The sequence below is a fragment of the Bifidobacterium sp. UTCIF-1 genome (assembly GCF_006408915.1).
In the GTDB taxonomy this organism is placed as follows: domain Bacteria; phylum Actinomycetota; class Actinomycetes; order Actinomycetales; family Bifidobacteriaceae; genus Bifidobacterium; species Bifidobacterium reuteri.
Map to the genome: position 1 here is coordinate 1 of NZ_JFAG01000017.1, position 12,972 is coordinate 12,972.

At 61.2% G+C, this 12,972-nt stretch carries 10 protein-coding genes; 9 read left to right on the plus strand and 1 reads right to left on the minus strand.

Annotated elements, in window-relative coordinates; genetic code table 11:
* The 5 genes from BW09_RS08285 to BW09_RS08305 all read left to right on the plus strand — a co-directional run.
* The coding region (locus tag BW09_RS08285; RefSeq protein ID WP_140463289.1) for a carbohydrate ABC transporter permease at window positions 1-379 on the plus strand (379 nt) is incomplete at its 5' end.
* A 64-nt stretch (window positions 380-443) separates the two neighbouring features.
* Window positions 444-1,445, plus strand: a complete 1,002-nt coding sequence (locus tag BW09_RS08290) for a carbohydrate ABC transporter permease (protein WP_044090617.1) — start codon at window positions 444-446, stop codon at window positions 1,443-1,445.
* Window positions 1,446-1,626: 181 nt separating this feature from the next.
* The gene (locus tag BW09_RS08295; RefSeq protein WP_140464861.1) at window positions 1,627-3,708 is read left to right on the plus strand and encodes a beta-galactosidase; all 2,082 of its coding nucleotides are present in this window, start codon (window positions 1,627-1,629) and stop codon (window positions 3,706-3,708) included.
* Between the two features lie 614 nt (window positions 3,709-4,322).
* Window positions 4,323-5,669, plus strand: a complete 1,347-nt coding sequence (locus BW09_RS08300; RefSeq protein ID WP_044090619.1) for a sugar ABC transporter substrate-binding protein — start codon at window positions 4,323-4,325, stop codon at window positions 5,667-5,669.
* Between the two features lie 145 nt (window positions 5,670-5,814).
* Complete coding sequence (locus BW09_RS08305; protein WP_044090620.1) at window positions 5,815-7,236, plus strand: ABC transporter substrate-binding protein; 1,422 nt, start codon at window positions 5,815-5,817, stop codon at window positions 7,234-7,236.
* A gap of 18 nt (window positions 7,237-7,254) precedes the next feature.
* Here BW09_RS08305 and BW09_RS08310 read toward each other — a convergent pair whose 3' ends face one another.
* A complete protein-coding gene (locus tag BW09_RS08310; RefSeq protein ID WP_044090621.1) occupies window positions 7,255-8,034 on the minus strand; it encodes a type III pantothenate kinase in 780 nt (259 codons plus the stop codon).
* Between the two features lie 168 nt (window positions 8,035-8,202).
* On the opposite strand from BW09_RS08310, the gene BW09_RS08315 reads away from it, so the two are divergent.
* The 4 genes from BW09_RS08315 to BW09_RS08330 all read left to right on the plus strand — a co-directional run bounded on the left by BW09_RS08315 (window position 8,203) and on the right by BW09_RS08330 (window position 12,889).
* Window positions 8,203-9,882: an ABC transporter substrate-binding protein gene (locus BW09_RS08315; protein WP_044090622.1), complete on the plus strand. Its 1,680-nt coding sequence runs from the start codon at window positions 8,203-8,205 to the stop codon at window positions 9,880-9,882.
* Window positions 9,883-10,075: 193 nt separating this feature from the next.
* On the plus strand, window positions 10,076-11,053 hold the full coding sequence (locus BW09_RS08320; RefSeq protein ID WP_044090623.1) for an ABC transporter permease: 978 nt from the start codon (window positions 10,076-10,078) through the stop codon (window positions 11,051-11,053).
* Window positions 11,050-12,078: an ABC transporter permease gene (locus BW09_RS08325; RefSeq protein WP_081886490.1), complete on the plus strand. Its 1,029-nt coding sequence runs from the start codon at window positions 11,050-11,052 to the stop codon at window positions 12,076-12,078. Before BW09_RS08320 ends, BW09_RS08325 begins: the two co-directional genes overlap by 4 nt.
* Entirely contained in the window at window positions 12,068-12,889 is an 822-nt protein-coding gene (locus tag BW09_RS08330) for an ABC transporter ATP-binding protein (protein WP_140463293.1), read from the plus strand. Before BW09_RS08325 ends, BW09_RS08330 begins: the two co-directional genes overlap by 11 nt.
* Window positions 12,890-12,972 lie beyond the last annotated feature (83 nt).

Sequence of the window (12,972 nt, forward strand, 5' to 3'; positions counted from 1 at the left end):
TTATAACATGCTGATCTTCTACAGCTCGCTGTCGACGATCCCGCACTCCCTGTACGAGGCGGCCTCGATCGACGGCGCCTCGGAGTGGCAGATCGTCAAGTCGATCAAGCTGCCGGAGTTGAGGGGTTCCTTGGCGATCACGGTGATCTTCTCGATCATCGGCTCGTTCCAGCTGTTCAACGAGCCCAGCATTCTGCAGAGCATGGTGCCGGGCAATGCGATCACGACGTATTACACGCCGAACATGTACGCGTACAACCTGTCGTTCTCCGGCAACCAGTCGAACTATGCCGCCGCCCTGGCGATTGTGATGGCGGTGATCACGATGGCGATCGCGTACGCGGTGCAGTTGAGGAGCATGAAGGAGCAGATGAGGTGATGCGCCCGGTGGCTGTCTCGAGGATGATTGTGATTGTGTCTGTGATCGTGAAGGAGCGTGCGTGATGAGTGCAGCTGAGACTTCCGCCCGTGTGTCGGCGGCGGGGCTGAGGGCCCAGGAGCGGGCCGCGAAGAAGGCGGAGAGGGAGCGTCAGAGGAGGATCGAGAGGGACGAGGCCGCGGAGCGCAGGCGCGCGGCGAAGGCCGGGTTCGCGAACGTGAACAACCCGAGGCGTTCCATGCTGATGACGGTGTTGTGCGCGGTGTTCGCCGTGTACTGCCTGTTCCCGTTCGTGTACCTGCTGATCAACGCGACGAAGACGCAGGCCGACTTCACGTCGACGTTCGGCCTGGGCTTCGGCAAGTCGTTCGCCCTGTGGGACAACATCGTGACGGTGTTCACCTACCAGGAGGGGATCTTCGGCCGCTGGCTTATTAACACGCTCCTGTACGTGGTGGTGGGCGCGGGCGGCGCGACCCTGCTGGCGATTATGGGCGGCTACGCCTTGGCGAAGTTCCGCTTCCCCGGCAGGAAGGCCGTGTTCGCGGTGATCATCGGCTCGATCAGCGTGCCGGGCATCGCGCTGGCGGTCCCGCAGTTCCTCCTGTTCGCCAAGCTGGGCCTGACGAACACGCCGTGGGCCATGATCATCCCCTCGCTGATCTCCCCGTTCGGTTTGTACCTGATGTGGATCTTCAGCGAGCAGGCGGTGCCGACCGAGCTGCTGGAGGCGGCACGCGTGGACGGCGCCTCGGAGTGGCGCACGTTCTGGACGATCAGCATGCCCCTGCTGGCTCCCGGCATCGTGACGACCGCCCTGTTCACGATCGTGGCGACGTGGAACAACTACTTCCTGCCGTTGATCATGCTCAAGGACTCGAACTGGTATCCGCTGACCATCGGCCTGAACCAGTGGAAGGACCAGGCCTCGACCGCCGGCGGCCAGGCGATCCAGAACCTCGTGATCACCGGCTCCCTGATCACGATCATCCCCCTGGTCATCGCGTTCCTCATGCTCCAGAAGTACTGGCAGTCCGGCCTCGCCGCCGGCGCAGTCAAGGAGTGAATCCTCCTTATGGAGACATTCCTCCTGCTGTGCATAGTGCAGATTCCGCCCAATAAGCGGTAGCGAGCAGGCGAGTATCTGGCCGGTGAGCCGTTTCCCATGGCTCACCGGCTTCTGTTCCATCGAAGTAGATGGAATGTCGATGGAGATATCACTACGCAAGTAAGGACAAACGATACCAATGACTGAACATAGGACGTTCAATTGGCCGCAACCGCTCGAGGGGCAGAAGCCCCGCATCTGGTACGGCGGCGACTACAACCCCGACCAGTGGCCCGAAGAGGTCTGGGACGAGGACATCGAACTGATGAAGAAAGCCGGGGTCAATCTGGTCTCCGTCGCCATCTTCTCTTGGGCCAAGCTCGAGCCCGAGGAAGGTGTCTATGACTTTGATTGGCTCGACCGCGTCATCGACAAGCTAGGCAAGGCCGGCATCGCCGTCGATCTCGCAACCGGCACCGCATCCCCGCCGATGTGGCTGACCCAGGCCCACCCGGAGATCCTCTGGGTCGACTACCGCGGTGACGTCTGCCAGCCTGGCGCACGCCAGCACTGGCGAGCCACCAGCCCGGTGTTCCTGGACTACGCGCTCAACCTGTGCCGCAAGATGGCCGAACACTACAAGGACAACCCTTATGTGGTCTCTTGGCATGTGAGCAACGAGTACGGCTGCCATAATCGCTTCGACTACTCCGAAGACGCCGAGCGTGCCTTCCAAAAGTGGTGTGAAAAGCGTTACGGCACCATCGACGCCGTGAACGATGCCTGGGGCACCGCCTTCTGGGCTCAGCGTATGAACAACTTCTCCGAGATCATCCCGCCGCGCTTCATCGGCGACGGCAACTTCATGAACCCGGGCAAGCTGCTCGACTGGAAGTGCTTCAGCAGCGACGCACTCCTCGACTTCTACCGCTCCGAACGCGACGCACTGCTGGAGATCACGCCCGGCAAGCCGCAGACCACGAACTTCATGGTCTCCGCCGGCGGCACCGGCCTCGATTACGACAAGTGGGGCTATGACGTGGACTTCGTGTCCAACGACCATTACTTCACGCCGGGCGAGGCTCACCTCGATGAGCTCGCATACTCGGCATCCCTCACCGACGGCATCGCGCGCAAGAACCCCTGGTTCCTGATGGAACATTCCACCTCGGCCGTCAACTGGCGCCCGATCAACTATCGTGTGGAGCCCGGCGAACTGGTGCGCGACTCCTTGGCGCATCTGGCCATGGGCGCCGACGCCATCTGCTACTTCCAGTGGCGGCAGTCCAAGGCCGGCGCGGAGAAGTGGCACTCCTCGATGGTGCCTCACGCGGGTGCCGACTCCCAGATCTTCCGCGATGTGTGCGAACTGGGTGCCGACCTAGGCAAACTGGCCGACGAAGGTTTGTTGGACACCAAGCTGGTCAAATCCAAGATTGCCGTCGTGTTCGATTACGAGTCCCAGTGGGCTACGGAACATACCGCCACGCCTACTCAGGAGGTACGCCATTGGACCGAACCGCTTACGTGGTTCCGCGCGTTGGCGGACAACGGTCTTACCGCCGACGTGGTGCCGGTCCGCGGCCCCTGGGACCAGTATGAAGCTGTGGTGCTGCCGAGCCTGACCATCCTTTCGGAAGAGACCTCGCGCCGTGTGCGTGAATATGTGGCGAATGGCGGCAAGCTGTTCGTGACCTATTACACCGGTCTGGTCGATGAGAAGGATCACGTCTGGCTGGGCGGTTACCCCGGCTCCATCCGTGATGTGGTGGGTGTGCGCATCGAGGAGTTCGCCGCCATGGGCGACGATTTCCCGGGCGCTATGGATCATCTCGACCTTACCAACGGCGCCGTGGCTCACGATTTCGCCGATGTCATCACCTCCGTGGCCGATACCGCCCACGTGGTGGCCTCCTTCAAGGCGGACAAGTGGACCGGATTCGACGGCGCGCCAGCCGTCACCGTCAACGACTTCGGCGACGGCAAGGCGGCGTATGTCGGTGCTCGTCTGGGCCGTGAGGGGCTCGCCAAGACATTGCCGGCATTGCTGGAGGAGCTTGGTATCGAGACCCCTGCTGGAGACGACCGTGGTGAGGTGCTGCGCGTGGAGCGCGCGGACGCCACGGATGAGAACCACTTCGTGTTCCTGTTCAACCGCACGCATGAGGTCGCCGTGGTGGATGTGGAAGGTGAACCGCTGGTCGCTTCGCTGGCGCAGGTCAACGAATCCGAGCATACGGCTGCGATTCGGCCCAACGGTGTTCTGGTGGTGAAGCTGTAGCGGTAACGCCGCTGTCTGATTGATGCGCCGGCCTCTGCCTTGTGTGGAGGCCGGCGCATTGGCATAGATTGCGAACATGCGCAGCACGGATCCCATGCGATCGCCGCAGTATCCGGATGGGTCATGATTCGATTGGGGTCTGCCGGCCGGGTTCTAGTATGCCGTGCCTGTGAAATTCGTCGATTATATCGTGGCTCCTCTTGCCAGGGGAGCTGGCCCTCGCGAAGCGGGACTGACGGGTAGTCAATTTGTTGACGCATTTCTGGCGCAGCATGCTAGCGATCGTTGTAATGCTTGGCTGACCTCCGTAGTGGGGGCGGATTGTCGACTGGATGAAGACTACTTTCGCAAACCGGAATGTAAGCGCTTACGCCAATTATTCCGGAATTGTGGATAGTGTTTGCGATAATACGCCGATATTGGCGCGCTTGCGTTCGTTGGCGGAGTGTGTATACTTGCAGATGTTAACGCAATCATAGTTGTTGGAGATGGCGATTGGAGCCACATCTCAGGGTCGAGGGGAATTCCAAGGAATTTGAATCGATTGCAGCTGGTGGTTGCGAATGACATACATATGAATCGTTCTGGACGGTTCAAGGAAGGAAAACAGAACGATGAAGTTCACCGCTGCAAAGAAGGCCGTCGCCCTTACTGGCGCCGTGACCATGCTGGTATCCGTTGCCGCCTGCGGTTCCGACAGCAACTCCAGCAGCCAGCCTGCACAGGAGAGTGATGTGCAGGAGATCACCGTGTGGGCTTGGGAGCCCACGCTGACCCAGGTCGCCAAGGATTTCACCAAGGAGACCGGCATCAAGGTCGACCTGAAGAACGTCGGCACCAACACCAAGGAATACACGCAGCTAGACAACGCCATCGAGGCCGGCTCGGGCGCCCCGGATGTGGCCCAGGTCGAGTACTACGCCATCCCGCAGTACGCCATCAAGGGCAACCTGCTTGACATCACCGACAAGACCTCCGGCTTCGAGGACTTCTACACCCCTGGCCCGTGGGCATCCGTGCAGTTCGGCGGCAAGGTCTACGGCCTGCCGATGGATTCCGGCCCAATGGCCTTCTTCTACAACAAGGAGGTCTTCGACAAGGCCGGCGTTGACGCCGAGCAGATCAAGACCTGGGATGACTACTACGAGGCCGCCAAGAAGATTCACGCCCTTGGCGACAACTACTACATCACTTCCGACACTGGTGACGCAGGCTTCTACGACTCGATGACCTGGCTCGCCGGCGGACAGCCGTTCAAGACCTCCTCCGACGGCTCCGAAGTCACCATCAACCTGACCGGTGACGAGAACGTGCAGAAGTTCAACGAATACTGGCAGAAGCTGCTCGATGAGGGCCTGCTCGACACCAAGACCGCCGGCTGGTCCGAGGATTGGTTCAAGGGCATGGTCGATGGCACCATCGCCTCCCTGCTCACCGGTGCCTGGATGCCGGCCAACCTGGCCAACTCCGCTGCCGGTGGCGCCGGCAAGTGGCGCGTGACCCAGATGCCGACTGCTGACGGCTCCGCCACCAACTCCGAGAACGGCGGTTCTTCGCTGGCTGTGCTCGCCTCCTCCAAGAAGGCCGAGGCCGCCTACAAGTTCATCGAGTACGCGAACCACGGCGACGGTGTGGCCACCCGTGTGGCCGGTGGCGCCTTCCCGGCTGACAAGGCTTCCATGGAGGCTGATTCCTTCAAGAACGCCACCACCGTCAAGAACGCCGATGGTCAGGACGTCGACTACTTCGGCGGCCAGAAGTACAACGAGGTCCTCGCCCAGGCGGCTGAGAACGTGTCCTCCGACTACCAGTTCCTGCCCTTCGAGGTCAAGGCCCGCACTATCTTCGGCGACTACGTCGGCAAGTCCTACACCGGCGACCAGAAGCTCGCCGATGGTGTAGCCGCTTGGCAGAAGGCCCTGCAGGATTACGGCAAGGATCAGGGCTTCACCGTCAAGTAAGCCAATGAGGCAAAGCCTGATGATCTGACGGTTCCCCATACCGTTTCCGATTGAACGAGCCCCTGAGGTGCATGCCTCAGGGGCTCGTCGTATTTGCATTGCCCCCCTTTCGGCCGATTCAGAGGATGATAGTAGACTCTGCACCATGGGCATGATCGGACGGCGACTTTCAAGAATGGCTACGGCAGTTGTGGCTGCAATCCTTTCCGTATCCCTTGCCTCATGCGGGCAGGCCACGCAGGACAATCGCACGCAGATCACCGTGTGGAGCTGGGAACCCAGCATGGGCAAGGTCATCAGTCGATTCGAAAAGGCCAATCCGGACATCAAGGTCAATTGGACGAACATTTCCGGCTACAACAATCTCAACACCGCCATCCAGGACGGATACGGCACCCCTGACGTGGCGCAGATCGAATACTATGCATTGCCGCAGTATGCGGTCTCCGGCCAACTGCTCGACCTGACCGACCGTCTTGGCTCCGATTACGCCAACTTCTACACGGGCGGTACATGGGCCTCGGTGCAGCTTGCCGGACGAATATACGGTCTGCCGATGGACTCCGGTCCGATGGGGTTCTTCTACAATGACGACATCTTCACCCAGGCCGGCGTCGATGCCACGCAGATCAAGACATGGGATGACTACTACGAGGCTGCGAAAAAACTCAAGGACATCGGCGTTTATATCGCAGCCGATGCGGGAGACGGCAGCTTCTACGATGCGATGATCTGGCTCGCCGGAGGCCAGCCGTTCCACACGTCGACCGATGGGAAAACCGTCACCATCGATCTTGAGCATGATGCCGGAACCCAGCGATTCACCGAATTCTGGCAGCGCATGATCGATGAGGGGCTAGTCGACACCACGTCAGCCACATGGTCCGACCGGTGGAAAACACGTGTGGGCAACGGGACCATCGCATCCGTGTTCATGGGAGCCTGGATGCCATCATTGCTGCTCGCCAACGTGCCGGGCGCGGCAGGCCTATGGCGCGTGACCACAATGCCTACCTATGACGGTCAACCAGCCAACGCGGAAAGCGGTGGCTCCGCGTTGACCGTATTGCAGCTCACCCGCAAGCCGGACGCGGCATACCGATTCGTTGACTTTGTCGCCCATGATGCGCAGGGCATCAGTGCGCGCGTGGCCGGCGGCGCATTCCCCGCCGACTATGCCACGCTGAATTCCGAGAGTTTCCTGGACAAGACCACCATCACGAATGATGATGGCATCGAAATCCCCTATTTCGGGGGGCAGAAGTTCAACCGAGTACTTTCCGAGGCCGCCGAGGACGTATCCGTGGGATACCAGTATCTGCCATTCGAGGTATATGCGCGCAGTGATTTCGAATCCACCGTAGGCAAGTCCTACAAGTGGACAAGCGACTTCCAGGCGTACCAGCTTCGGCAGGCCGACATCGATCTGGGGCGGAAGGACGCCAACGGCAAGCCTTTGCAGCCTCTGACGGATCCGGGCAAGAAGATCAGCCTTGAAACGGGACTCGCCCAATGGCAGAAGGACCTGAAGGAATACGGATTCAATCAGGGCTTCACCATCAAATAGACAACATAGCCTAACCCACTACCGCATGTTGCGTGCGTAGATATGCGCCATGCCCTTGAAGATGAGATCGGGGTCGTAGACGTCGATCTCATCGGTGTCGCCCTCGAACACGCGCCCGAGACCGCCGGTGGCGATCACCGTGAAGTCCTCGCCGCCGAGCTCCTTGCGGAACTGCTCGATGGTGCGCTCCACGCCGCCCAGGAACGTGTAATACAGTCCCGCCTGCATGCACACTTTGGTGTTGGTGCCGAGGATCGTGGTCGGTCGGGTGATCTCCACCTCCGGCAGTTGCGCGGTGTCGCCCCACAGGGCCGCGGCACCGGTCCGGATGCCGGTGGTGATTACGCCGGCATCGATCACGCCGTTGGCGTCCACATGGGTGAATGTGGTCGCCGTACCGAAATCGGCCACCAGTACCGGGCCGCCATATTCGTTGTAGGCGCCCGCGCAGTCGGCCAGGATGTCGGCACCCAGGGACTTCGGGTCGTCCACGCGCACATTCATGCCGGTCTTGACGCCGGGGCCTATCACCATGGGATCGAGTCCGAAGAACTTGATGATTGAGGAGCGGAAGGAATGCATCACCTTCGGCACCACCGAACAGATGATTACATCATCCACATCATCCGGGGTGAATCCGCTCATATGCAGGAATTCCGTGAGGAACAGCCCGTATTCGTCAGACGTGTGATTTGCTTTCGACGTAATGCGGTACGTGCCCACATTCGTATTGCCCGACTTGCCATCCAAAAAACCGATGACGATGTTCGTGTTGCCGATATCGACGGCCACCAGCATGATAACCCTCCAACGTCGAGATGGATTTCAAGGGTTATTCTACTCCCGCGTCTATGATGGGGCAGCGGTGGTCGACCCGACTGGGCGGCCAACCGGCTTATTGGAACTGCATATGTTCATAACCATGCATAGTGCATATTGAATATCAAGAATCACAGAGGAATACCCATGTCACAAGACAATGGTGCACAAGATAATGGTGCGCACGCCGGCAGCGGCGCAACCGGAGCGAACGGTACCGAATCCACGACTGCGGCGACCACGGACGCCAGCCTCGCCGCACGAGCGAAGAACCCGAAGAAGAACGGTCCCAAGTGGTGGCTGATCTCCCTGATTGCAGTCATCGCGGCGATCGCGGTCGTCGTGGGCGTCACGTTCGCCTTTTCCGCGAACGACGAAGGGCAGACGGACACATCCGGCGCATCCGGCGCCAAATATGCCGACAGCGTGACCGTCGGCCTCAAGCTCGCCCCCACCAACCTCGACATCCGCACCACCGCTGGCTCCGCGCTTGACCAGGTGCTCATCGGCAACGTGTACGAAGGCATCGTGGCGCGCGACTCCAAGAACCAGGTGGCCCCCGCCATCGCCTCCAGCTGGGAGGAATCCAAGGACGGCCTGACCTACACCTTCCACCTCAACAAGAACATGACCTTCTCCAACGGCGACAAGCTGGATGCCGAGGATGTGGCCTGGTCCATCAACGAGCTCATCGCCAAGCAGTATCATGACGCCGAGGCGCTCGCCGCCGTGATCAAGGTCGAGGCCAAGGACGCCGACACCGTAGTCATGACCCTGAAGACCCCGAACTCCAACCTGCTGTGGACGCTGACCGGCCGCGCGGGTCTGGTGTTCGACAAGGACGCCAAGTACGACCTCAAGACCCAGGCCATCGGCTCCGGCCCGTACACCGTGTCCAAGTTCGTCGAGAACAGCTCGATCACCCTCAAGGCCAACGAGAAGTACTGGGGCAATAACAAGGCCAAGACGCCCACGGTGGTCATCAATTACCTGGCCGACGACAATGCTGCGGTCAACGCCCTCAAATCCGGCGACGTGCAGGTGCTCGCCCCGATCACCGAGACCCTGGCCGAGCCGTTCGCGTCCGATCCGGACAAATACACGGTCAAGGCGGGCAACGGCACCGACAAGTACGTGCTCGCCTTCAACAACGCCTCCGGCTCCAAGCTTGCCGACAAGCGCATTCGCCAGGCCATCCGCTACGCGATCAACCACAAGGAGATCATCGCCTCACGCGGCGGCGCTGACAAGGCGCTCGGCGGCCCGATCCCGTCCCTCGACCCCGGATACGAGGACCTGACCGGCCTCTACCCGTACGATCAGGCCAAGGCCAAGTCATTGATGGCCGAGGCCGGCTATTCCACCGATAAGCCGCTCGAACTGAGCTTGACCTATGCGAACATCTACGGCACCGAGCTCGGCGACCAGCTGCGCTCGCAGCTGAAGCCCATCGGCATCGACCTCAAGGTGAATGTGGTGGAGTTCTCCACCTGGCTTCAGGACGTGTACACCAACCACGACTTCGACATCTCGCTCGTGGACCACAACGAAAGCCACGACTTCTATTCCTGGGCCGATCCGACCTACTACTTCGGCTACGACAACAAGGACGTGCAGAAGCTGTACAACGAGGGCGTGGCCGCCACCTCCGACAAGGAGCGCGACGCCAAGTTCGCCGAGGCCGCGAAGCTCATCTCCGAGGACGCCCCGGCCGACTGGCTGTTCAACTACCGTGTCACCACCGCCACCGCCAAAGGGGTCGAAGGCTTCCCGTTCGACCTGAATCAGACGGTGATGCCGCTGTACGACGTGACGTACACCAAGTAGCCGCGGCTCGCGAAAACCTCGGCTCCTCTCTCCGATGGGGGCTGTCGCGATGGGAGCTGTCGCGAAGCGACCGAGGGGAGCCGTCACCATAGATGTCACCATAGGTATCACCATAGGTATCACTAAAGGTATCACCAAAGGTAACTGAGAAGATCTCCGAAATCATCCGAATGCCAAGGAAAGGAGACTGGCGATGCGGTTCGTGATTCACCGTCTGGCGCTGTTCGTCGTGGCGTTGTTCGGATTGTCCATCGTGATCTTTGCCGCGCTGCGCATCCTGCCGGGTGATGTGGCCTCCGTGATGGCGGGCGTCAACGCCTCGCCCGCACGTGTGGCTCAGCTGCGCGAGCAGCTCGGGCTGAACAGGTCGTTGGTCGAGCAGTACGGTGATTGGATGGGTGCTTTGGTGCGCGGCGACTTCGGCACGTCGATCCTTACCGGTCGCTCGGTGACTGCGCTGGTCGCCTCGCGCGCCGCCATCACCTTTCCGCTGATCATCGTGGGACTGTTGATAGCTCTCGCCATAGGACTGCCGCTCGGTTGCGCGGCTGTGCTGGCCCGTTCGGCCCGTGTGCGGGCGCTGTTCCATATGATGTCGATCATCGGCGGCGCGATTCCCGCATTGTGGGGCGGCCTGCTGCTGATTCTGCTGTTCGGGCGCGGCGTGGGATTGATCGGCATCCTGCCCTCGCAGGGATTCCCGCTCGATGGTTGGGCGATGCCCGGTCGCGCGCTGCTTTCGCTGGTACTGCCGGCACTGTCCGTAGGCATCATCGTGGGGGCTTCCATCATGCGGTACACGCGCGCCGCATTGGGAGGATTCGCGGATTCCGGATACGTCGACATGGCCCGTTCCTGCGGCATGACACGTACGCAGGCGGTATTGCGCGTGGGCTTGCGGCTTGCGACTCCGCAATTGGTCTCGGTGATCGGGCTCACGTTCGCCTCGATGATCACCGGTGTGATGGTCATCGAAAACCTGTTCGCCCTGCCCGGCATCGGCAATGGTCTGGTCACGGATGTAGGCAACCGCGACTTGATCGCCGTGCAGAGCGAGCTGTTCCTGCTTGCCGCGTTCTTCTTGGGAATAGGCCTGATTGTGGATGTGCTGCACCGTGTCCTCGACCCTCGCATGAAAACCGCCACAAGCCTTTCGGAGGTGAGTCAATGAGCGGGCTGAGCATCGTACTGCGCTCCATCTGGCGTCGCGCGGAAGGCAGGTTCGCGCTGATCGTTCTGGCTCTGTGGGTAGTCGTGGCGCTCGTCTCCCTGGTATGGACGCCTCAGTCGTTATGGGTCACGGACGGCTACCATGTGTGGGCCAGGCCGTCCGCCGACCATTGGCTCGGCACTGATGGCACCGGGGCGGATGTGTTCAGCTGGCTGATGGCCGGCTCGCTCACGAATCTGCTTATCGTGCTGCTCACTGTGGCGCTTTGTGCCGTGTGGGGCCTCGCATTGGTCGCCGCAATGGTGGCCCGTAGCGCAGCGCTTTCCAGTGTCGCCGTCGTGCTGGTGGATGCGCTGATTTCCATTCCCACAGTGCTTGTGGCCTTGATTCTGGCTGTGCCGTTAGGTGCTTCGATCGTGGTGGTCGTCATCGCCTGCGGATTCGGGTACGGGCTCAATCTGGCGCGAATCGCGCGGCCTGCCGCGTTGCTCGCCGCTCGTTCGTCCTATGTGGAATCGGCCTTGTCGAACGGGGCCGGCGGATGGCGGGTGCTGGTCAGCCACATCATCCCCAACATCCTGCCGGTGCTTGCCGTGCAGCTTTCCTTGTCCGCCGGCACGGCGGTACTTGCCGAATCGGGGCTCACATATCTTGGCATCGGCGTGCCCTCCGGCGTGCCGAGCTGGGGGCATTCGCTGGCCACCTCGGTCAAGCTCATCAATGTATTTCCGCTGACCGTGCTGTGGCCCGGTCTCATCGTCACTGTGGTGGTCGTGGCGCTGAACGTGTTCGGCGACGTGCTGCGTGACGCCATCGATCCCGTAGCCAATCCCGCGTTGCGTCGGGTTGAGGAAGGGGACGGCAAGGCCGGCCGGGGCTGCATGCCCAATGGCATTTTCGAAACGGATAAGGTGGTCGAGGCATCTCAGTCATGTGAAACCACGGAGAACCACGCTGGGAACGCGGCTGCTGTTGCGATTCGCGGCGGTGAGCATAACGGCGGGGAGGCATACGATGGGCGTTGATGTTCGTGGTCTTTGCGTCACCATCGGTGGCAGCCGCATCATCTCTGATGTGGATCTGCGGATCGTCGATGGCGAGCGTGTGGGGCTGATCGGTTCATCGGGCTCCGGCAAATCGATGATCTCCAAGGCCATGCTCGGCCTGCTGCCCGTGAATGCCGAACCTACCGGTTCGGTGAGCATGGGAGGCGTGGAGGTGCTGGGTGCCTCCGAACGCGCGCTCGCCGACCTTCGCGGCCGATACGTGGGCACGGTGTTCCAGAACCCGGCCGCCGCCTTGAATCCGGTGATGACCGTCGGACAGCAGGTCGCGCTTCCTCTCCGGTTACACTACGATCTCACGCGGGCCGAACGGGCCGAGCGCGTGCGCGCCATGCTCGGCAAGGTCGGCCTGCCGGGGGAGGCGTACGGCAAATACCCTCATGAACTGTCCGGCGGACAGCAGCAGCGCGTGGGTATCGCCACGGCGCTCATCACTTCGCCGCGATTCATCATCGCCGACGAGCCGACCACGGCGCTTGACTCCATCACACAACGGCAGATAGTGGATCTGCTGACCTCGCTGGTGGATGATGCCGGCGCTGCGATGCTGTTCATCACCCATGATTTCTCAGTACTCGCACGCGCCACCACGCGCTGCTACGTGTTGGATGCCGGGCGTATCGTAGAGTCCGGGAACACCACTGATCTGCTTGCTGCGCCGGCCACAGCCGAGACACGGCGGCTGGTTGGTGCCGCGCGGAGCCTGACGTTGCACGCCGGAGTCGGGGAAGCCAAGGAACCCGGGGAATCCAAGGAGTGGTCCGATGAGTGACGCATCAACATTCAACCCCCATTCCGAAGCGGGGAATCCGGGCAGTACAGAGGACCGGGGTGGCTCGGGGCTGTCTCATGCTC

Excerpts from the sequence above, each read along its gene's own strand:
- BW09_RS08290 (WP_044090617.1), top strand. The coding sequence starts at position 444 with ATGAGTGCAGCTGAGACTTCCGCCCGTGTGTCGGCGGCGGGGCTGAGG.
- BW09_RS08295 (WP_140464861.1), top strand. The coding sequence starts at position 1,627 with ATGACTGAACATAGGACGTTCAATTGGCCGCAACCGCTCGAGGGGCAG.
- BW09_RS08300 (WP_044090619.1), top strand. The coding sequence starts at position 4,323 with ATGAAGTTCACCGCTGCAAAGAAGGCCGTCGCCCTTACTGGCGCCGTG.
- BW09_RS08305 (WP_044090620.1), top strand. The coding sequence starts at position 5,815 with ATGGGCATGATCGGACGGCGACTTTCAAGAATGGCTACGGCAGTTGTG.
- BW09_RS08310 (WP_044090621.1), bottom strand. The coding sequence starts at position 8,034 with ATGCTGGTGGCCGTCGATATCGGCAACACGAACATCGTCATCGGTTTT.
- BW09_RS08315 (WP_044090622.1), top strand. The coding sequence starts at position 8,203 with ATGTCACAAGACAATGGTGCACAAGATAATGGTGCGCACGCCGGCAGC.
- BW09_RS08320 (WP_044090623.1), top strand. The coding sequence starts at position 10,076 with ATGCGGTTCGTGATTCACCGTCTGGCGCTGTTCGTCGTGGCGTTGTTC.
- BW09_RS08325 (WP_081886490.1), top strand. The coding sequence starts at position 11,050 with ATGAGCGGGCTGAGCATCGTACTGCGCTCCATCTGGCGTCGCGCGGAA.
- BW09_RS08330 (WP_140463293.1), top strand. The coding sequence starts at position 12,068 with ATGGGCGTTGATGTTCGTGGTCTTTGCGTCACCATCGGTGGCAGCCGC.